This is a genomic window from Polynucleobacter sp. MWH-Creno-3A4 (assembly GCF_018881885.1).
In the GTDB taxonomy this organism is placed as follows: Bacteria; Pseudomonadota; Gammaproteobacteria; order Burkholderiales; family Burkholderiaceae; genus Polynucleobacter.
Genome location: NZ_JACXSA010000001.1, coordinates 1,445,768 through 1,465,814, shown reverse-complemented (window position 1 = coordinate 1,465,814; position 20,047 = coordinate 1,445,768). Strand labels below are relative to the sequence as shown.

At 47.3% G+C, this 20,047-nt stretch carries 21 protein-coding genes and 1 tRNA gene; 7 read left to right on the top strand and 15 right to left on the bottom strand.

The window, feature by feature from the left end; genetic code table 11:
* Position 1: 1 nt before the first annotated feature.
* The 6 genes from IEN92_RS07485 to cysS form a co-directional block, all read right to left on the bottom strand.
* Positions 2-96, bottom strand: a tRNA-Ser gene (locus IEN92_RS07485).
* Between the two features lie 85 nt (positions 97-181).
* Entirely contained in the window at positions 182-1,432 is a 1,251-nt protein-coding gene (locus IEN92_RS07480) for an aspartate kinase (RefSeq protein WP_216162053.1), read from the bottom strand.
* An 83-nt stretch (positions 1,433-1,515) separates the two neighbouring features.
* Complete coding sequence (gene tilS, locus IEN92_RS07475; protein WP_216162050.1) at positions 1,516-2,814, bottom strand: tRNA lysidine(34) synthetase TilS; 1,299 nt, start codon at positions 2,812-2,814, stop codon at positions 1,516-1,518.
* The gene (locus IEN92_RS07470) at positions 2,780-3,751 is read right to left on the bottom strand and encodes an acetyl-CoA carboxylase carboxyltransferase subunit alpha (RefSeq protein ID WP_215376451.1); all 972 of its coding nucleotides are present in this window, start codon (positions 3,749-3,751) and stop codon (positions 2,780-2,782) included. Before IEN92_RS07470 ends, tilS begins: the two co-directional genes overlap by 35 nt.
* Positions 3,752-3,760: 9 nt before the next feature.
* Positions 3,761-4,432 carry a DNA-3-methyladenine glycosylase gene (locus tag IEN92_RS07465; RefSeq protein WP_216162048.1) on the bottom strand — a complete coding sequence of 224 codons (672 nt, stop codon included), beginning with the start codon at positions 4,430-4,432 and terminating at the stop codon, positions 3,761-3,763.
* Entirely contained in the window at positions 4,417-5,835 is a 1,419-nt protein-coding gene (cysS, locus tag IEN92_RS07460; protein WP_216162045.1) for a cysteine--tRNA ligase, read from the bottom strand. Before cysS ends, IEN92_RS07465 begins: the two co-directional genes overlap by 16 nt.
* An 87-nt stretch (positions 5,836-5,922) precedes the next feature.
* On the opposite strand from cysS, the gene IEN92_RS07455 reads away from it, so the two are divergent.
* Genes IEN92_RS07455 through IEN92_RS07445 form a run of 3 tightly spaced genes read left to right on the top strand, consistent with a single transcriptional unit; the run spans position 5,923 to position 8,017 of the window.
* On the top strand, positions 5,923-6,729 hold the full coding sequence (locus IEN92_RS07455) for a M48 family metallopeptidase (RefSeq protein ID WP_216162042.1): 807 nt from the start codon (positions 5,923-5,925) through the stop codon (positions 6,727-6,729).
* On the top strand, positions 6,729-7,232 hold the full coding sequence (locus IEN92_RS07450; protein WP_215376443.1) for a peptidylprolyl isomerase: 504 nt from the start codon (positions 6,729-6,731) through the stop codon (positions 7,230-7,232). The genes IEN92_RS07455 and IEN92_RS07450 overlap by 1 nt, the downstream gene beginning before the upstream one ends.
* Positions 7,229-8,017 carry a UDP-2,3-diacylglucosamine diphosphatase gene (locus IEN92_RS07445; protein WP_216162039.1) on the top strand — a complete coding sequence of 263 codons (789 nt, stop codon included), beginning with the start codon at positions 7,229-7,231 and terminating at the stop codon, positions 8,015-8,017. Before IEN92_RS07450 ends, IEN92_RS07445 begins: the two co-directional genes overlap by 4 nt.
* A 20-nt stretch (positions 8,018-8,037) precedes the next feature.
* On the opposite strand, the gene IEN92_RS07440 is transcribed toward IEN92_RS07445, so the two are convergent.
* Complete coding sequence (locus IEN92_RS07440; RefSeq protein ID WP_215376439.1) at positions 8,038-8,826, bottom strand: inositol monophosphatase family protein; 789 nt, start codon at positions 8,824-8,826, stop codon at positions 8,038-8,040.
* A 138-nt stretch (positions 8,827-8,964) separates the two neighbouring features.
* Here IEN92_RS07440 and IEN92_RS07435 point away from each other — a divergent pair, with 138 nt between their 5' ends.
* Positions 8,965-9,717, top strand: a complete 753-nt coding sequence (locus tag IEN92_RS07435) for an RNA methyltransferase (protein ID WP_216162036.1) — start codon at positions 8,965-8,967, stop codon at positions 9,715-9,717.
* Between the two features lie 23 nt (positions 9,718-9,740).
* On the top strand, positions 9,741-10,499 hold the full coding sequence (gene cysE / locus IEN92_RS07430) for a serine O-acetyltransferase (protein ID WP_216162033.1): 759 nt from the start codon (positions 9,741-9,743) through the stop codon (positions 10,497-10,499).
* 7 nt (positions 10,500-10,506) lie between these two features.
* Here cysE and IEN92_RS07425 read toward each other — a convergent pair whose 3' ends face one another.
* A complete protein-coding gene (locus IEN92_RS07425) occupies positions 10,507-11,112 on the bottom strand; it encodes a peptidylprolyl isomerase (protein ID WP_216162302.1) in 606 nt (201 codons plus the stop codon).
* A 52-nt stretch (positions 11,113-11,164) separates the two neighbouring features.
* On the opposite strand from IEN92_RS07425, the gene IEN92_RS07420 reads away from it, so the two are divergent.
* Positions 11,165-12,403: a cupin domain-containing protein gene (locus IEN92_RS07420; protein WP_216162029.1), complete on the top strand. Its 1,239-nt coding sequence runs from the start codon at positions 11,165-11,167 to the stop codon at positions 12,401-12,403.
* Positions 12,404-12,505: 102 nt separating this feature from the next.
* The gene (locus tag IEN92_RS07415; RefSeq protein ID WP_215376430.1) at positions 12,506-12,682 is read left to right on the top strand and encodes a hypothetical protein; all 177 of its coding nucleotides are present in this window, start codon (positions 12,506-12,508) and stop codon (positions 12,680-12,682) included.
* 69 nt (positions 12,683-12,751) lie between these two features.
* Here IEN92_RS07415 and bamC read toward each other — a convergent pair whose 3' ends face one another.
* The 7 genes from bamC to lpdA form a co-directional block, all read right to left on the bottom strand.
* Positions 12,752-13,897, bottom strand: coding sequence for an outer membrane protein assembly factor BamC (bamC, locus tag IEN92_RS07410; RefSeq protein ID WP_216162027.1), 1,146 nt, complete (start codon positions 13,895-13,897; stop codon positions 12,752-12,754).
* Complete coding sequence (gene dapA / locus IEN92_RS07405; protein WP_216162299.1) at positions 13,894-14,766, bottom strand: 4-hydroxy-tetrahydrodipicolinate synthase; 873 nt, start codon at positions 14,764-14,766, stop codon at positions 13,894-13,896. Before dapA ends, bamC begins: the two co-directional genes overlap by 4 nt.
* Positions 14,767-14,842: 76 nt before the next feature.
* Positions 14,843-15,406, bottom strand: coding sequence for a bifunctional 2-polyprenyl-6-hydroxyphenol methylase/3-demethylubiquinol 3-O-methyltransferase UbiG (locus IEN92_RS07400; RefSeq protein ID WP_255539784.1), 564 nt, complete (start codon positions 15,404-15,406; stop codon positions 14,843-14,845).
* Between the two features lie 10 nt (positions 15,407-15,416).
* Complete coding sequence (locus tag IEN92_RS07395; RefSeq protein ID WP_215376424.1) at positions 15,417-16,619, bottom strand: tryptophan--tRNA ligase; 1,203 nt, start codon at positions 16,617-16,619, stop codon at positions 15,417-15,419.
* A 25-nt stretch (positions 16,620-16,644) separates the two neighbouring features.
* Positions 16,645-17,496, bottom strand: a complete 852-nt coding sequence (locus IEN92_RS07390) for a 3',5'-nucleoside bisphosphate phosphatase (protein WP_216162021.1) — start codon at positions 17,494-17,496, stop codon at positions 16,645-16,647.
* 9 nt (positions 17,497-17,505) lie between these two features.
* The gene (gene zapE, locus IEN92_RS07385; protein WP_215376420.1) at positions 17,506-18,609 is read right to left on the bottom strand and encodes a cell division protein ZapE; all 1,104 of its coding nucleotides are present in this window, start codon (positions 18,607-18,609) and stop codon (positions 17,506-17,508) included.
* The gene (lpdA, locus tag IEN92_RS07380) at positions 18,610-20,046 is read right to left on the bottom strand and encodes a dihydrolipoyl dehydrogenase (protein WP_216162018.1); all 1,437 of its coding nucleotides are present in this window, start codon (positions 20,044-20,046) and stop codon (positions 18,610-18,612) included.
* Position 20,047 lies beyond the last annotated feature (1 nt).

Below are 20,047 nucleotides of genomic sequence, written 5' to 3'. Positions count from 1 at the left end.
TTGGCGGAGACGAGAGGATTCGAACCTCCGATCAGAGTTTTAGCCCCGATGCTCCCTTAGCAGGGGAGTGCCTTCGACCAGCTCGGCCACGTCTCCGTATTTCTTACTATTTACAACGCCCCACAGTTTAACGGATTAAGGCCTATTTGGGGCTTTAGTCTCGTTTAACTGTGTTTTTTTGTTACTTCTGGTCTAGCTCAAATGCTTTATGTAAGGCTCTTACTGCTAGCTCCATGTACTTCTCGTCAATCACAACTGAAATCTTGATTTCACTCGTAGAAATCATGAGGATATTGATGCCCTCTTCCGATAAGGTACGGAACATTTTGCTAGCTACGCCAACATGAGAGCGCATACCTACGCCTACAACGGAAACTTTAGAGACCTTGGGATCGCCTGAGATTTCTTTTGCTTCGATGTGTGCTTGCACTGTGTTCTTGAGTAAATCCAATGCTTTTTGATAATCAGCACGTGGCACAGTAAAGGTGAAGTCGGTCTTACCGTCAACCGATTGATTCTGAATAATGATGTCTACATCAATGTTCGCATCGGCGATTGGGCCTAAGATTTGATAAGCAATACCTGGGCGATCAGGAACTCCCAAAACGGTAATCTTCGCTTCATCACGCGCAAAGGCGATGCCGGAAATAACTGCGGCTTCCATAGTGCTGTCCTCTTCAAATGTAATCAAGGTGCCCGACTTCATCTCAATGTCTAAGGGCATCAAAGGGTCTGTCAGCGAAGACAGAACCCGGGTTTTAACTTTGTACTTACCAGCAAACTCCACAGAGCGTATCTGCAATACCTTTGAGCCTAAGCTAGCCATTTCTAGCATCTCTTCAAAAGTAATCTTATCGAGACGACGAGCATCCTCGCAAACCCGTGGGTCAGTTGTGTATACGCCATCAACGTCGGTATAGATCAGGCACTCGTCTGCTTTGAGAGCAGCAGCCATTGCTACTGCGGAAGTATCTGAACCGCCACGACCCAAGGTGGTGATGTTGCCATCGGGATCAACTCCTTGAAATCCGGTCACGACGACTGCTTTACCCGCTTTTAAGTCACTCAGAATTTTTTTGTCATCAATACTTTTAATACGGGCTTTAGTAAAGGCAGAGTCTGTATGCACAGTCACTTGCCAACCGGCATAGCTGACCGCATCAATACCTTCACGCATCAAAGCCAATGCCAACAAGCCAGAGCTAACTTGCTCTCCGGTTGAAGCAATTTGATCTAACTCACGTGGATTAGCATCGGGATTAATCTCTTTAGCTAAACCGAGCAAGCGATTGGTCTCACCGGACATTGCAGAAGGCACGACCACCACCTGGTGTCCGGCGCGCATCCACTTGGCAACCCGTTTGGCGACATTGGCGATGCGCTCTGTTGAGCCCATGGAGGTGCCACCATATTTATGAACAATCAAAGCCATAACAGCGTCTATTTCTCTATCTGTAGCAGGAAATCAATTTCCTGAGGATCAAAAAGGGCTTATTTTACAGGGTTTTAAACCTTTTAAGCCTTCTGGCGCCACTCGGGTAGCAGCCTAGGGCCAGAATGCACGAGATGCGGATAACTCAAGCCCACCCCTGCCACGGCAATCAGATCGCCATCTATATACAGTAGTGGCGCTTGGCGCTCCCATGGAGGAACATTCCCCTCCTGAAAGAGATTCTTGAGGGTCTTGCGTGGTGTGTTCGCTTTTATCTGAATCTTCTCTGAACCAGATCGCTCTACTTGCGTAATTAGCCCATTTTTCTGCGCATCCATGACCCATTGAGATGGCAAGCCAGCAAGCTTGCTTCTGGCAGAAATCGCCTTAAATACCCACTCACCGACTTTAAGATCTTCAATCCGTAAAACGCCCCGCCACAAACGAATGATCTTCTCATCGTGCACCCACTCTAGTTGGGCGCTAGGCTGCACAGTTTCTAAATCACGCCACCATGCATAGAGACGCTCTTGTGATGGCATGGAGAGTGCGTTGGTTTTTAACCAATATCTCAAGACATTATTCGCTGCAGGTAAATCCTGCTTCGCTAGCGCAAGTAGTGGGTTTAGTTGAAGTCTATTTTTAGTCAGAATCGTTTTGCCGTCTTGCGTGGCCAATCGATCCAGTAAGGTTTGCGCTTCACCAAGTAAATTTGCGCTGCGTGCCAGATTGGCAATGGCTTCCGGTTGTAATTTTTCTAATGCAGGAATAATCGATTTACGAATGGCATTGCGACGAAATTGAGAATTGCGATTGCTAGGATCTTCTACCCATTTGAGTTTGTGCTCTTTAGCGTAAGCCTCTAGCTCTTTTCTGCTTTGATTTAAGAGAGGTCGCCATAAGGTGATCTTGCCCTCTGGGCTGATGAGCTCTCGATCCGATGGCATACCCGCCAAGCCCGCCACTCCAGAACCTCTTAAAAGTTGCAGGAGCACTGTTTCTGCTTGATCATTTTGATGATGCGCTAAGAGCAGATCCTGAATGCCATATTCCAAACACAGATCGGTCAGGGCTTCGTAGCGCCCCGCTCTTGCCCTTGCTTCGATATTGCCCTGCTCTGCATTGCCAGCAAGATGCAGCAATCGGAAGTCAAAATGAATCTTGTATTTGCTAGCAAGCTTTTCACAAAAGATCAGCCATTCATCTGCTTGTTTTTGTAAGCCATGATGAATATGAAAAGCGTAAATCTCTGTTGATTTGTTTTTAGTCTGCGCTTTGCAAACTGTATCAAGCAGCACAACCGAATCGAGGCCGCCACTCAAGGCAACCGCAATTCGCTTTACTGTCTTAGGACTTGGCTGTGATTTCCTTGAACTTGCCATAACTCATAAGGCGCTCATGACGACGTTCAAGTAGTGCATCTACTTTCATGCTATCAAAGGTTTTCAGTGACTCACTCAATGCTTTGCGCATGTTTGCCATCATGGTGTCGTAGTCACGATGGGCTCCGCCAACTGGCTCTGGCACGATCTTATCAATTAAGCCCAAGGCTTTAATTCTTTGGGCAGTCAAGCCCAGTTGTTCAGCAGCTTCAGAAGCTTTATCTGCGGTCTTCCACAAGATCGACGCGCAACCTTCAGGGGAAATCACCGAGTAGGTGGAGTTCTGGAGCATCAATACAACATCACCCATCGCAATTGCTAGGGCTCCGCCAGAGCCTCCTTCACCAATAATCGTGGCAATGATGGGCACTTCCAACTCTGCTTGCACATAAAGGTTCCGACCAATCGCTTCAGACTGATTGCGCTCTTCTGCATCAATCCCAGGAAATGCTCCCGGTGTATCTACAAAGGTAAATACGGGGATACTAAATTTTTCTGCAAGGCGCATCAGGCGCATGGCCTTACGATAACCCTCAGGACGACTCATGCCGAAATTGCGCAGTGCACGCTCTTTGGTATCGCGGCCCTTTTGGTGACCGATCACCATACAAGCCTGGCCATCAAATCGTGCTAGTCCACCAATAATCGATTGATCATCTGCAAAAGTACGATCCCCATGCAATTCATGGAAATCAGTAAACAAGGCATTCACATAATCTAAGGTGTAAGGACGTTGTGGATGACGTGCTACTTGTGAAACTTGCCAAGGCGTGAGATTGTCATAAACGTCTTTAGTGAGCTGCTGACTTTTTTCAGAAAGCGTTTTGATCTCATCAGAAATATCCACCGATGACTCGTCTTGTACAAAACGGAGCTCTTCGATCTTCGTTTCTAGTTCGGCGATTTGTTGCTCAAAATCTAGGAAAGTCGTTTTCATAGTCTGATTTTAATATTCAACCGGTATGGGGTCGATACTTCTCCACATATACCAGGTGGCAACCGTTCGCCACGGGGCCCAATTAGCAGCCACCTCACGGGCTTCATGGCGGCTGACAGGCTCTCCACTGAAGTAATTGAGGGAAATCGCCTTGATGAGGCCCACGTCATCCAGAGGGAGGATATTTGGGCGTACCATGTTGAAAATCAAGAACATTTCGGCCGTCCAGCGCCCAATTCCCCGAATATCGCTTAACTCCTTAATCACGCTCTCATCATCCATGTCTTTCCACTGATTGGCATGCAAGCGGCCCGAATCAAAATGGTCCGCCAAATCACGGATGTATTCCACCTTACGACCGGATAAACCCGCCGCACGTAATTCTTCAACAGTTAAGGCCAGGATATTTTTAGGATGAATTTTTTTCTTACTTGCAATCACCACCCTATCCCAAACGGCTTGGGCAGCTGCAACTGAAATTTGCTGCCCCACAATGGCACGCGCCAATGTTGTGAATGCATCGCCACGAGTGACTAAAAATCCAGAGCCGTATTTTGGAATCAATTTTTTAAGGATGCGATCTTGTTTCATGAGCTCGCGACAAGCCTGTTCCCAGTAATCTGGAGCGACTACTTCAAAGAGAGGCTTTTCTTTTACGGCCGCCACTACGCTCTTCGCCATTCAGTCACGCCACCTGGCTTGTCTTCCAATACCACGCCTTGTTCTAACAAGGTTTTACGTATCAAGTCAGCTTGAGCAAAGTCTTTTGCTTGTTTAGCAGCAACCCGCTGGGCAATCTGCTCTTCAATTTGAGTGGCGCTTAAGCCACCCTCATCTTTGATGTCTGATTGCAAAAATTGAGTAGGGTCACGCTGCAAGAAATTTAAAATGCCGCCAAGAGACTTCAGGACGCCAGCGAGCTGCTGTTTGTTATCACCTTGTGCACGGTTTACTTCACTAGACAACTCAAAGAGGACTGCAATTGCCTCTGGAGTATTGAAATCATCATTCATTGCCTGCGCAAAACGCTGGGCCCAAGGATTCTGTGGATCAAGTGTCATCACTTGGCTCGGTGCATGAGCCAGTGCCGTGTAAAGTCTTACCAAACCAGAGCGAGCCTCTTCTAGCTGGGCATCGCTGTAATTAATAGGACTCCGGTAATGCGCTTTCAGCATAAAAAAGCGGATGACTTCTGCATCAAAGCTTTTGAGCACATCCCGAATCAAGAAAAAATTGCCCAAAGACTTTGACATCTTTTCTTCATTGACCCGAATATGTCCGTTGTGCATCCAGTAGTTCACAAAGGGAGCATCGTCCTCTTTGCGCTGTTGACCGTATAAGGCGCCCTCACTTTGAGCAATCTCGTTCTCATGATGGGGAAATTGCAAATCTGCACCGCCACCATGAATATCAAAATGATCGCCTAGCAAATCGCATGACATGGCTGAGCACTCTATATGCCAGCCTGGACGACCTACGCCCCATGGTGATGCCCATCGGGTATCGGCAGGCTCTTCAGGCTTGGCACTTTTCCACAAGACAAAATCCAAAGGGTCACGTTTGCCACCGATAATGGCTACGCGCTCTCCCGCATTGAGCTCATCCAAAGATTTTCCAGAGAGTTGTCCATAACGAGGTAACAAGCGCACTGCGAAATTGACATCGCCATCATCGACTTGATAAGCCAATTCATGTTCAATCAGCTTGCCAATCATGCCTTGCATTTGCTGGATGTAATCTGTAGCCCGAGGCTCTTGATCGGGATGCATCAAGCCCAATGCATCTGAGTCGGCATGCATGGCAGCAATAAAGCGATTGGTCAAAGCTGAAATAGGTTCACCATTTTCAACCGCTCTGTTAATAATCTTGTCGTCGATATCGGTAATATTGCGCACATACTGCACCTCATAGCCACTGGCACGCAACCAGCGAACCACCATATCAAACACGATCATGACCCTGGCATGGCCTATGTGGCAGAAGTCGTAAACCGTCATTCCGCAGACATACATCTTCACCTTCCCAGGCACTATGGGCTTAAAGACCTGTTTTGAACGGGAAAGGGTGTTATAGATTTGCAGCATAGGGCTATAAAGGTGGGGCAAGTAGCGCCAATTTGTTAGACTGAGCGCTGAGTATATCGAATGAGCCAGTTTTATACCCCTTCCCCTATGCCCGCAACCATCCCAGCGCCTCGCCTTGTCCTCCTAAAGATCATGACTGGTCTTGCTGCCCTGCTATTTATTGCGGGCTGCAGTACCCCCGGTCAACAGCTTGCTAACGCAGAAATTAAGGCAACTACTACACAGGAACTGAAATGCGGTCCTAATAGCCCCTATTTAGGAAGCTATAGCCCAAATGATCCGCCTAGACTATCGACGGATACACCCTTTGATCCCCAGAACCCAGAACTCTCTGAAACGGTAGCCTTGCCATTTTTATCATTCCTAATTATTGAACCAGATCCCGTCACTAAAAATGCAGTGCCATCGGATGTCGAGAAATTGGTCAAGGCGCGCCAGTTTCCAGAAGCCATCACGCTAATCAATAGCCATATCAAGAAATCACCCAAAAATGTTCAGCTGCGTTTTTTAAAGGCTCGCATCCAAATTGAGATGGGGGATCTGAATCAGGCCAAAAAGACGCTCATTGAAATTACCCAGCAGTTTCCGGAGTTGCCAGAGCCCTATAACAACCTTGCCGCCATTTCAGCAAGTCAAGATAAATGGATTGAAGCGAGAGACTATTTAGAACTCGCGTTGAAGCTACGCCCAAGCTATGCAATTGCCTCAGCAAATTTGGGCGAGATCTATGTTCGCCTTGGCGCACAAGCTTATGAAAACGCGGCCGAGTCTACTCAGCTGAATCAACGCCTCTATACCAATAGAGCCAAGGCTTTAATGAACCTGATTAGCAAAACGAATAAGACCCCTTCCACCATTCCATCCACTAACCCTCCAGAAAGTAGATCCAAATAATGACTAAAGTATTGCTAAAAACCAATCATGGCGACATCACATTAAGCTTAGATGCAGTAAAAGCTCCAAAGAGCGTTGCGAATTTCTTGCAATACGTTAAGAGTGGTCATTACGATGGCACTATCTTTCACCGCGTGATCAATAACTTCATGATTCAAGGTGGTGGTATGACTGCAGGCATGAAACAAAAACCGACTGGCGCTGAAATTGAAAACGAAGCTAATAATGGCTTGAAGAATGATCGTTACACCGTAGCCATGGCGCGTACCAGCGACCCACACTCTGCAACAGCACAATTTTTCATCAACGTGAATGACAATGACTTTTTAAATCACACCGCTCAAAATGCGCAAGGCTGGGGCTATGCTGTCTTTGGCAAAGTGGTTGATGGTATGGATGTTGTGGATGCTATCCGTAAAGTCAAAACCAGCAGCTCAGGATTTCACCAAGACGTTCCAGCTGAAGACGTAGTGATTGAGAAAGCGACCGTTCTCGAGGAATGATCCCGCAATACGCGAGCGCCCTGCTCATTTCGGATATCCACCTAACGCCGTCAATGCCCTTGACGGCGCAACGCTTTTTTGACTTCTGTGAAAAACAAGCGCCTCAGGCAGAGTCTGTCTTTATTTTGGGTGACTTGTTTGAATATTGGGTAGGTGATGATGCATTCATCAACTCACCATTTCAGCAAGAAGTGAAACGTGCGCTGGCAAACCTAGCTACCAAAACCAAAATCTATTACGTCCACGGTAATCGCGACTTTTTGATTGGCAGTACTTTCTTAAAAAATACGGGTATGACTTTGTTGTCTGATCCCTCAGTGATTGACATTGCTAATCAGAAATATGTGATTGCTCATGGTGACTCACTATGCACCGCAGATATTGGCTACCAAGTATTTCGTCGTTGGGTCAGAAAGCCTTGGCTGCAAAAATTATTCCTAAAACTACCACTGGGTTGGCGACGCTCGATTGCCGATCATCTACGCAGTAACAGCTACACAAAATACCAACGTGCAGCTAGCGCCTCAAGCCAAAGGAATCGCATTCGTACAAATGTGACCTTACAAGCTTGCGCTGAACTGCTAAAACAACACTCTAGCAATCAATTGATTCATGGTCATACCCATTTGCCTGCCCACCATCATGAGCACTTGGGTGAGCAAGCGTGGCAACGTTGGGTGTTATCTGACTGGGATTTAGATCACCCAGAGAGCACTGCACCGCGCGCTAGCGCTTTGCAGATCGATTCCCAAGGTGTGCGCTACGTTGACTTAATCAAAGCCTGAACAAGCCGCAGGTTGTCTGATTAAGCCTTGGAATACTTCGATAGGCTTTGCACCATCTGGGCAAAGATGCGCGGGTTTGCTGCCATGACTTCACCGCTCTTCAGATAGCCCTCTTCACCACGGTAGTTACCGATCAGGCCACCAGATTCAGTGATGATCAAGGCGCCTGCTGCCATGTCCCAAGGCTTAAGATCGCTCTCAAAGAAACCATCGTAGCGACCTGCTGCTACATAGGCCAAGTCTAAGGAAGCGGCACCAGGGCGGCGTAAGCCAGCACATTGACGCGTCATCTCTGCAAATATCTTCAGGTACTTTTCGAGATCTTGATCTTCACGGTACGGAAAGCCAGTGCCAATCAAAGCATTCGCCAAACGATCTTGTGTAGCAACGCGGAGACGACGACGGTCCAAATATGCGCCTGCACCACGGGTTGCAGTGAATAGCTCATCACGTGTGGGGTCATAGACTACTGCTTGTTGAATCACGCCATTAACTGACAATGCAATCGAAACTGCATATTGCGGAAAGCCATGAATGAAATTGGTTGTGCCATCCAATGGATCAATGATCCAAACATTCTCAGCATCAGCATTGTGCTCACCCGTTTCTTCGGCCAAAAATCCATGGGTTGGATAGGCCTCGCTGAGAGTTTCGATGATGGCCGCTTCTGCGGCTTTGTCCACCTCGGTGACAAAATCATTGTGTTGCTTACGATCAACTTGCAAGCGCTCTAAATTAAGAGAAGCTCGGTTAATCACGGTTCCAGCACGACGGGCAGCCTTGACGGCCACATTTAACATGGGATGCATAGTATTGGTGGACAAATTAAATAAGAACGAGCCTGTAATATTGTTCAAACTGCATGACAATACGAAGCTAATACCCTGATTCTAAACGATTAGCACGCCCCACCCTCGCGATACCTATTTGAACCCATTAACGAGCCCATGAATACTGAGAAATCCCAATTACTGCGCTGGGTTCTGGTTGAAACCAGTCACCCCGGAAATGTGGGTTCAGCCGCACGTGCTTTAAAGACAATGGGCTTTGGCGCCCTCCATCTGATCAATCCTAAAACCAAAGGTATTACTCAAGAGTCCGATGCGATTGCCTTGGCTAGTGGCGCGGGAGATATTCTGGAGAGCGCACAAGAATCCACTTCCCTAGAGGCGGCCGTGCAAGGTTGCTCACTCGTTCTTGGCCTCACAAGTCGCGATCGCGAATTTGGTCCTCCAGCCCTCGATTGGCAATCAGCCCTGGGTCTAATCCAAGAAAACATTGCGCTAGATAGAAAAGTGGCTCTTCTCTTTGGTCCAGAGAGAACTGGTTTAGATAACGATCATCTAGCTTTGTGCACCCATCGTGTTTGGCTAGATGCCAATCCTGAATACCCCTCCCTGAACTTAGCGCAAGCCCTCATGGTCTGCGCTTACACACTCAGACAGACTTTGCATAGCCAATCTAGCACCCCATCCCTTTTAAGCGATCGAGAGAGTCAGGCGGACTTGGCAGACCCAGCTGCGGTTGCGGCAATGCTAGACCATTGGCAAGCAGGTTTAGAGGCTATTGGCTATCTTGATCCAGCCAACCCCAAGAAACTCATGCCCCGCTTACAGGCCTTATTTGCCCGTAGCCGCCTGCACAAAGAAGAAATTGATCTACTGCGTGGGATCGCAAAACAGATGCTCCTGAGAAAATAAGCGCATCCCGTTAAAATCAAAATATGTTTAATTCCCTATTCGACCAAGTCGACTCCATTATTGCCAGAGACCCTGCTGCCAGAAACCGTCTCGAGGTGATTACTTGCTACCAAGGTCTGCATGCGGTGTTCTTTCATCGTATCGCGCACTTCTTGTGGAATCTGGACCTAAAATGGATTGCACGGGTCTCTTCCATGTTTGCGCGTTTTATTACCGGCATTGAAATTCATCCGGGAGCCAAGATTGGTCGTCGCGTATTTTTAGATCATGGTCTTGGAATTGTGATTGGCGAGACTACTGAAATTGGTGATGACTGCACCATCTACCAAGGCGTCACTCTCGGTGGCACATCACTTTATAAGGGCGTTAAGCGCCACCCAACTCTGGGTAAAGGTGTCGTTGTGAGTGCAGGTGCAAAAGTACTCGGCGGTTTTACTGTGGGTGATGGCGCACGTATTGGTTCAAACGCTGTGGTGTTAAAAGAAATTCCGGCAGGCGCTACTGCTGTTGGTATACCGGCGCGCGTCTTGCATCCAGATTTACCACAAAGTCCTGATAGCAAAACCAAAGAATATTTTTCTGCTTATGGTGTCACACCAAATGTGGATGACCCCGTATCCATGGCACTCAAGGGTTTGATTGATGCCACCATTGAGCAAGAAGCCAAGATTGCGGCTCTTGAAAAAGCCTTGGCTAAGCTCAGTAACGCGCCAGCACAGGCTCCTGGTCAAAGCGATACCAAGCGGGACCTCGATGCCATTAAAGAATGGCTTAAAGAATAACTTTGATTTAGTGCAGTGTGCGGGGATTATGCGTACTTGCGCCTAAGGCAGTTCCAGGGAATTCATCCTCGTCAGCATCATCGTTCGGCATACCAAAAGTAAAGCTCTCACCACCGGCTGGGTGACGGTTCGCAATCTCTTCATCTGTAGCCGCACGAACATCCTCTACCTGCACCCAGAAACGCAGCGCCATACCTGCTAAGGGATGGTTGCCATCAAGTACTACTTGATTGTCTGCAACATCGGTAACGGTATAAATCAAAGGTTCGTCATCGGAGTCTGATTCATCGTGTGCATCGGAGTCTTCTTCCGCATCAGCGTCGGGAACACCTTCAAATTGCATGCCCACTTCAAGTGGTTCTGGAAAGCGTGTACGGGGCTCGATCTTCAAGAGCTCTGGATCATACTCACCAAAAGCCTCGCTGGGCTCGAGTTGAATCGTAGCTTCATAACCAATATCTTGACCATCCAAAAGGGTTTCAATTTTCGGGAAAGTACCCTCATAGCCACCGTGCAGGTATACCATCGGAGAATCAGGCTCTTCGATCACATTGTTTTGGGCATCGGTTAGCTTGTAACGCAGGGATACGATGGTGTTTTTTTCAATCTTCATGCGAATTCTGTCGAACATGTGTTTTTAATGAGTTTATATTCAGCTTTTACTTATGACTGCATTTTACTTGAGCAAGCCCTATCAACCCCCGCGGGCACCGAAAAACCTGCCCCTAAATGAGCCATGGGCCCTATTTGGCGGAATTAGCCCTCATGCATTCATGGATCGGTATTGGCATAAAAAGCCCCTCTTAGTCCGTGGTGCTATCCCTGCATTTGCACTGGCAAGCCAGAATCATGAAACTCTAGACAGCCCCATCTCGGCCGCAGAACTTTACAAACTAGCCAATCAGGAGCAAGTTGAATCCAGATTAATTCAAGCGAAGCCCTGGAGTTTTGAAACGGGGCCATTTAGCAATAAAACGATCCCATCAACCAGCAAACCAAACTGGACGCTGCTTCTTCAGGGCATGGAGGCTCACCACCCTGACGCAGCCAGGATTCTGTCTTGGTTTCGTTTTATCCCCGATGCCCGCCTAGATGATTTGATGATCAGCATTGCCGGAATTGGTGGTGGTGTTGGACCTCATTTTGATTCCTATGATGTGTTTTTAATTCAGATGGCAGGTCGAAGAAGATGGCGCGTATCAGAGCAAAAAGATTTAAGCCTCGAGCCAAACTTGCCTCTGAAAATTTTGCAGAACTTTCAGGCAGAACATGACTGGGTATTAGAGCCAGGAGATATGCTGTATCTACCGCCCCATATTGCGCATGATGGCATTGCTTTAGATGCAGGATGCCAAACCTGGTCTGTTGGATTTCGCTCACCCAGTTACAAAGAATTACTGCAAGAGGGATTGTGGCGTTTGGCAGAATCCCTGGAAGATATTCCAGAGTTAGAGAAAAAATTTGCAGACCCAAGACAGAAAGCAACTACTCATGCTGAGCAATTGCCCGAAGAACTTATTGCGCAAATTGCAGTCAAACTCAAACAGTTGAAATTAGATCGGGTAGATCGTTTTTTACCGGGGATCACTGCTTATCTATCCGAGCCAAAACAACAGTCTTATTTTGATGGCCCAAACAAGCCATTAAGTCCTGCAAAATTTACCCGTCATTTAGCTTCAACTAGACTGATGAGCAGCCCTCAGACTCGCATCCTTAGCCTGGGAAAAACCGTGTTTTGCAATGGGGAGAATGTGAGTCGCGGCCAAGCCAATGATGTGGCACGCGCCTGGCAAATTCTATCGGCCGAAAAATCGCTTTTAAATCCGAACCTTAAGGGCTCTTCAGGGGGTAGCCTCTACGAAGCCTACCTCGCGGGCTGGCTTGTTTTTGAGGATGAAATATAGACATGGCTATAATAAATACTGGAAATCACCTAGGGATAATCCCTTGGAATTTTCGACACAATTACCGGTAATTGTTGTTTAATTTTTAAGAGGAAATTACAAATGAAGAAGTCACTCGTACTCGTTGCAATGTTCGCTATCGCTTTGGCCGCTTGCGGTAAAAAAGAAGAAGCAAAACCTGCTGAAGCTCCTGCTGCTGCTCCTGCTGCTCCTGCTGCTGAAGCTCCTGCTGCTGCACCAGCTGCTCCTGCTGCTCCTGCTGCTGACGCTAAGAAGTAATCTTCTTCTTGAAGAAAAAAAGCCGCTTCACAGCGGCTTTTTTATTGCTCCCAAAATTCGTGAGTCAATTTACTTGGTTAGCTGATCCGTCAGCAAAGTGAGTAATTGGATGCCAGCAGGAGTATTCTCTGGCTTGCCATCAGCATCTTGCACATAGACGCTTGCTGAATTTTCACCTGTGCTCTTAACAACCACTTGATACTTCTTAGCTTGAAGTTTTGACTCATCCTTACTGCTAAATAGATTAGAGAAGAAGCCTTTAGACTCTTCGATATTCTTTGAGTTTACGTAACGCACGTAGTAAACCCCCGCGGAGCGGTTGCGGTCTTCAACTGTGAAGTTAGAACGATCCAGGGCCAAGCCGACATCACGCCAGGAACGATCAAACCCTGTCCCCAACTCGATGAAAGCTTTATTACCCTCTTGAACTAATTTTGCTTTTGGCATCTTTGGGCCTAAAGGAGCGGCCACCATCGCCTTAGCCTGCTCTTGAGACATCCCAAGACGCTCCATCAAGCGAGCCAAGAAGACCGCTTCTAATTCTGGATCATTGGGGCGACTAGTCCAAATTGTTGATAAACAATTACCGGTTGAATCGCTTACGCACTTTTCGAGTGCACCCTTTTGCGTAATATAAATTTCTGTCTCATCAGATTTTGGAGCCTCAAGACGTGTTTTATATTTATCCCGCTCACCAGTGTCATAAATGGAATCAAGAGCGCCGCCGATTGCAGAACGAATAAAGTCCTGGGCAATCTTACCCCTATTCTCAGCCCAGTCAGTTTCCATGATGCCTGTCGATGGAGAATCCACCACCAATAGAAAACCATTTTCTTGCCAGAAATCTTTTACCTGTGGGTAGAGTTCTGTTGCCGGTTTATCAACAACCAACCAGCGACGCTCACCATCACGCGCAATCCGCATACCCGGAATACCGGTCATCACATTGCTGCGCATTTGGACAGATTTTTTCAAGGCTGCGTTGTACTCAGACATCGTGGCAGTGCCATCTTGAACAATGTAACGACGATCTGCTTGAGCAGTGATCAAATCTGGTGGGTAAGACAAATTGGGTCCACGGACTGCACCATTAGCTTTGTAATCCACCGTGTCGTTGCTAGTAACTGATTTACAGGCAGTTAATCCAGCAACAATGGTCATCATCAGACCAAGAATCGCTAAATAGCGGCGAAGGATTTGCATCAAATTCATCATATCAAGTTAGCCTGTTTTAATGCTGCCTTCAAGGGCTCACGTAAAGTAGCGCTCAAAGGGGTTAACGGCAAGCGAATGCCCGCAGTGATCTTACCCATTTCATGAAGGGCCCATTTCACTGGGATGGGATTTGCCTCTATAAACATTGCTTTATGCACTGCTAATAATTTGTATTGAATCTCACGTGTTTTTTTCACATCGTCTGACATCGCTGCAACACACAGCTCATGCATCAGGCGTGGAGCCACATTGGCAGTGACGGATATATTTCCCTTGCCACCCATGAGCATCAGCATTGCTGCAGTTAGGTCATCACCAGAAAATACCGAGAAATCACTATGGCCAGCACGTTGTAGATCTGCAATTAACAAGGTACCGCGCTCCAGACTACCGGTAGCGTCTTTAATGCCGATGATGCCTGGCACGCCAGCCAATCGCACTACGGTCTCACCAGCCAAATCTGCTACCGTACGGCCGGGGACGTTGTACAAAATTACTGGCAGATCGACGGACTCTGCAATTTTCTTAAAGTGGGCATACATGCCCTCTTGGCTTGGCTTGTTGTAGTAAGGCACAACTTGCAAGCTCGCATCAGCACCAACATTTTTAGCAAACTGGGTTAATTCAATTGCTTCTGTAGTGGAGTTTCCACCGGTTCCAGCAATTACTGGAATGCGGCCCGCGATATGCTCGACCGCAACCCGAATTAATTCACAGTGCTCTTCTACAGAAACAGTTGGAGATTCTCCACTGGTACCGACAATCACGATTCCGTCGGAACCCTCAGCGACGTGCCAATCAAGCAAGTGTCGCAAAGCTGGGTAATCTAAGCTGCCGTCTTCATGCATTGGCGTAACAATAGCTGGCATGCTGCCAGAAATGGTCTTTTTACCGCCTGGAGATTGAACTGTATTTGCCAACGTATATATACCGATTTCGACTGTCTTAAGCTTGAAATTGTAACGGAATGTGGCCTTTTAACGCCCCTTTTACGGCGCAAAGGCGCTGAACCATGGCTGCTTTGGGCTGATCCACATAAATATCCTCATACGCTATGACTTGCAGGCCATGACGGTGTGCAAAAGACAGTAATTCCCCTGAATTTAAGAGGAAATTGGGGTTTGAGGGTTTGCCAAATTCAGCGTTCCCATGGGCGAAGGTTTCATAGATCAAAACCCCATCCTTTTCGAGAATTGCAGGCAACTGGTCCAGATGGGGCCTATACAAGTAGTTTGTCACCACAATTCCACTAAATTGGATTTCAGTTAGTGGCCAGACATCTTGCTCAAGATTTAGGCATTTCGGGGTAACAGCAGCCAACTTTAAATCAGAGACGGCAGCAATATCTTGGTCCACTGCCAACACTGAATATCCCAGATCAGCCAAAAATTTAGAATGTCGCCCAGATCCACAAGCCAGATCTAAAACTTCCCCGCTTTTTGGAATAAGAGCAGCAAAACGTTGCACCCACGCAGAGGCGTCCAAAATTGCTTCGTGTGAAATGGGCAAGTCTACAGCCTTAGTCGTATGCAAGGCCCATTGCTTCACGGACCTCACGCATTGTTTCTTGGGCAACCTTGCGCGCTTGATCACAGCCATCAGCAATGATGGAGCGTAATAAGCTAGGATCATCCAAATACTTTTGGGCACGCTCAAACATCGGCTGTTGCTCTAACAAAATGGCATCAATCACGGGTTGCTTGCACTCAAGGCAGCCAATACCCGCAGATTTACAGCCCTTCTCAACCCATTGCTTTACTTCTTCATCTGAATAGACGGTATGCAACTGCCAAACCGGACAACGTGCAGGATCACCAGCATCGGTTCTACGTACTCGAGCAGGATCTGTAGGCATGGTGCGGATCTTTTTAATCACCTCTTCAGGTTCTTCGCGAATGCTAATCGTATTGCCATAAGATTTAGACATCTTTTGGCCATCGATACCAGGCATACGAGCTGCTGCAGTCAGCAAAGCTTGTGGCTCAGGAAGAATAATTTTGCGAGCACCCTCTAAGAAACCAAATAGTCTTTCTCGATCAGCCATCGACAAACTTTGCGCTTCTTGCAGCAAGGCTTTAGCCTGCTCTAGGGCTTCATCATCGCCACGCTCTTGATAGGCAATGCGTAACTCTGCATACATTTTGGCGCGTTTGCTACCTAACTTCTTCACCGCCTCTAAGGCCTTTTCTTCAAAACCAGGTTCACGACCATATAAATAGTTGAAACGACGCGCCACTTCTCTTGTCATCTCAACGTGGGGAACTTGGTCTTCGCCAACAGGAACAAATTGAGCGCGGTACATCAAAATATCAGCAGCCTGCAGCAAGGGGTATCCCAAAAATCCGTAGGTTTGCAGATCTTTCTCTTTTAATTTTTCAATTTGATCTTTATAGGTAGGCACCCGCTCAAGCCAGCCCAATGGGGTTCCCATGGAGAGTAACAGGAATAGCTCTGCATGCTCAGGAACTTTACTTTGAATAAATAAGGTTGCCTGATTAGGGTCAACGCCTGCTGCCAACCAATCAATCACCATATCCCAAACGGATTGTTCAATCACCTCAGGAGTTTCATAGTGAGTCGTGAGCGCATGCCAGTCAGCAACAAAAAAGAAGCAGGGATACTCAGACTGCAAGCGCACCCAGTTCTTGAGCACACCATGGTAGTGGCCAAGGTGCAAATTACCAGTAGGTCGCATACCGGAGAGAACGCGTTCAGCAAACATCTTTATTCTTTGTCTTTGTCATGAATTAGTGAAATGCGGACCACACGGGTGTGAGGTGGTCCGGTAAAAGGGGTAAGTTACCTAAATCGATATGGCTCTCATCAGGACTGTGAAAATCAGAACCACGGGAAGCCAAGAAACCATATTGCTGGGCAATCTTTCCAAAGGTTTGATATTGATCCGGAGTATGGCTACCAGTGATGACTTCAATGGCTAGGCCGCCGATATCCTTAAAGTGTTTGTAAAGCTCATCCATCTGCATAGCATTAAGTCGACTATAGCGACCCGGGTGAGCAATCACCGCAACGCCACCAGCTGCCTTAATCCAAGCAACTGCATTATCCAGATTGGCCCACATATGTGGCACATAGCCTGGTTTATCTTCAACCAAATAATTTTTAAATACTTGTTGGGTATCTTTGCAAACACCCGCTTCCACCAAAAAACGGGCGAAGTGGGTTCTTGAAATCAGATCATGATTACCGGCGTGATGAAGTGCGCCTTCATATGCTCCTGGTATACCGACCTTTAATAGCTGCTCGGCAATTAGCTTGGCGCGATTACCCCGACCATCGCGGGTCATTCGTAAGCCTTCGATAATTCCCGCATGTTGATCATCAATCCCTAGCCCAACAATGTGAATGGTCTCACCCATCCAGGTGACAGAAATCTCAACGCCCGCCAAGTAATCTAGTTTTAATGCATTGGCTGCAGCTCTAGCGCGGTTCTGGCCACCTAACTCATCGTGATCCGTCAACGCCCATAAATGCACACCATTCGCTTTAGCGCGCTCGGCAAGCATCTCAGGTGTCAGGGTGCCATCAGAAATCACTGAATGGCTATGCAAATCGGCATTTATGGGGGAAAAGCTACTCATGACCCTATTTTAGGTCAAGCTGGTATCAATTACCCGGCGCGGTGCGTCCAGGTAGTCACGAGACTGCATCTCAATGAGGCGGGACACGGTTCTGGAGAATTCAGCGGTAATTTGGCCCTCGGTATAGAGATCCGGAGCCGGCACCTCTGCCGAGATGATGAGTTTGACCTTATGGTCGTATAAAACGTCAATGAGCCAAATAAAGCGGCGCGCTTCATTCGTCATTTTCGGTGGCATGTACGGTACCCCAGAAAGAATGACCGTGTGAAATTGTTTGGCGATCTCTAAATAGTCATTCTGGGAACGCGGTCCACAACACAGGGTTTGAAAATCAAACCACACTACACCATCAGCCATATGGAGTGGGCGCAGCTCACGGGATTCAATATTCAAAACAGGTCTTTCAGTCTCTTGTTGATTACCAATGAGCGTTTGAAACATCTGCAGCAAACGATCCTCAGACTGCTGATTCACTGGGGTGAGATAGGCTTCGACTTGCGCCATCTGTACACGGCGATAGTCATTGCCTGCATCCACATTTAAAACATCGAGTTTTTCTTCCAGCAATTTGATCGCCGGAATTAAGCGGTCGCGATGCAGGCCATTGGGATAGAGCTGATCGGGACGGTAGTTAGACGTCATCACAAATTGCACACGATCTTCAAATAGCGCACTCAACAAGCGATACAGAATCATTGCATCAGCAATATCGTTGATATGAAACTCATCGAAACAAATAAGGCGATAGCGATTCGAAATCCGCTTAGCAAGCTCATCTAGCGGGTCTGATAAACCCGAGAGCTCGTGGAGCTCACGATGCACCTCACGCATAAACTCATGAAAATGAATCCGAATCTTTTTTTCTAAAGGGGATGCCGCATAAAAGCAGTCCATCAAGAAAGACTTGCCGCGCCCTACTCCACCCCATAGATAGATACCACGGGGTAGCTTAGGTTTAAAAAGCTTTTTCTTGAGGTTATTACTGCGGATCTCTTTATAGGCGATCCACTCATCTTCGCACTGCTGGAGACGCTCTACAGCGCGAAGCTGCGCGGGATCGGTGTGATACCCGCGCGTCTTTAATTCTTGTTGGTAAAACTCAATGGTTTTCAATTACATATTTAATGCGCGTTGATCCGTCGCTAATGCAGCTTCACGCATCACTTCTGACAGGCTTGGATGCGGATGACAGATACGAGCAATATCTTCTGCGGCTGCTTTGAACTCCATTGCTACAGCAGCTTCTGCAATTAAGTCAGAGGCATTCGGTCCAATGATGTGAACACCGAGGATTTCATCGGTCTTTGCATCAGCCAATACTTTGACGAAACCATCAGAACGCCCCATTCCTAATGCGCGACCGTTAGCTGCGAATGGGAATTGACCAACCTTGTAAGCAATTCCAGCTTCTTTCAAAGCCTGCTCAGTTTTACCAACCCAAGCAATTTCAGGATCGGTATAGATTACCCATGGAATGCAGTTGTAATCGATATGCGGCTTTTGACCTGCAATCACTTCAGCAACCAGAACACCTTCGTCTTCTGCTTTGTGAGCCAACATGGGTCCACGCACCACGTCACCTACAGCGTAAACACCAGGGGCCGAAGTCGCACAGGTATGATCATCAATGGGAATGAAACCACGCTCATCAACTTTGAGGCCAATCTTGTCTAATCCTAATTTATCGGTATTGGGTACACGGCCAACAGAAACGATCAAACGATCGCATTCTAATTTGGCAGCTTTACCAGCGCTGTCAGTGTAATTAACAACTACACCTTTCTTATCTGCTTTCACATCGCCGATTTTCACACCCATATTGATGTTTAAACCCTGCTTAGTGAAGAGCTTTTGGGCTTCTTTAGCAATGCTCACATCGCAGGCCGCCAAGAATGATGGCAATGCTTCAAGCACAGTGACTTCTGAGCCAAGACGACGCCATACAGAGCCAAGCTCCAAACCAATAACACCAGCACCGATGACGCCTAATTTCTTAGGCACGGAATCAAACTTCAAAGCACCTTCGTTATCGCAGATCAACACGTTATCAACCGCTAAGCCAGTCAAATGACGTGCTTTAGAGCCTGTTGCAATGATGACGTTCTTTGCTGTAACGGTTTCTTTATCTTTACCGTCAATTTTGACCTGATAGCCATCAGCACCTTTACCTTCAAAAGAGGCATGACCCTTGAGTAAAGTGATTTTGTTCTTGCGGAACAGAAACTGAATACCACCAGTCATCTTTGTAACAATATCGTCCTTACGTGCCACCATCTTTGCAGAATCGATACTGACAGAACCCACCTTGATACCATGATCAGCAGCATGGTGGCCAATCTTCTCAAATTCTTCAGAAGAGGCTAGCAAGGCCTTAGAGGGAATACAACCCACATTCAAGCAAGTTCCGCCTAAGCGTGGCTCACCCTTCGGATCATCATAGCTATTGGATTCAGCACAGGCAACTTTGAAACCGAGTTGTGCTGCGCGAATGGCGGCAATATAGCCACCGGGGCCACCACCGATTACGAGTACATCAAAAGCTTGGCTCATG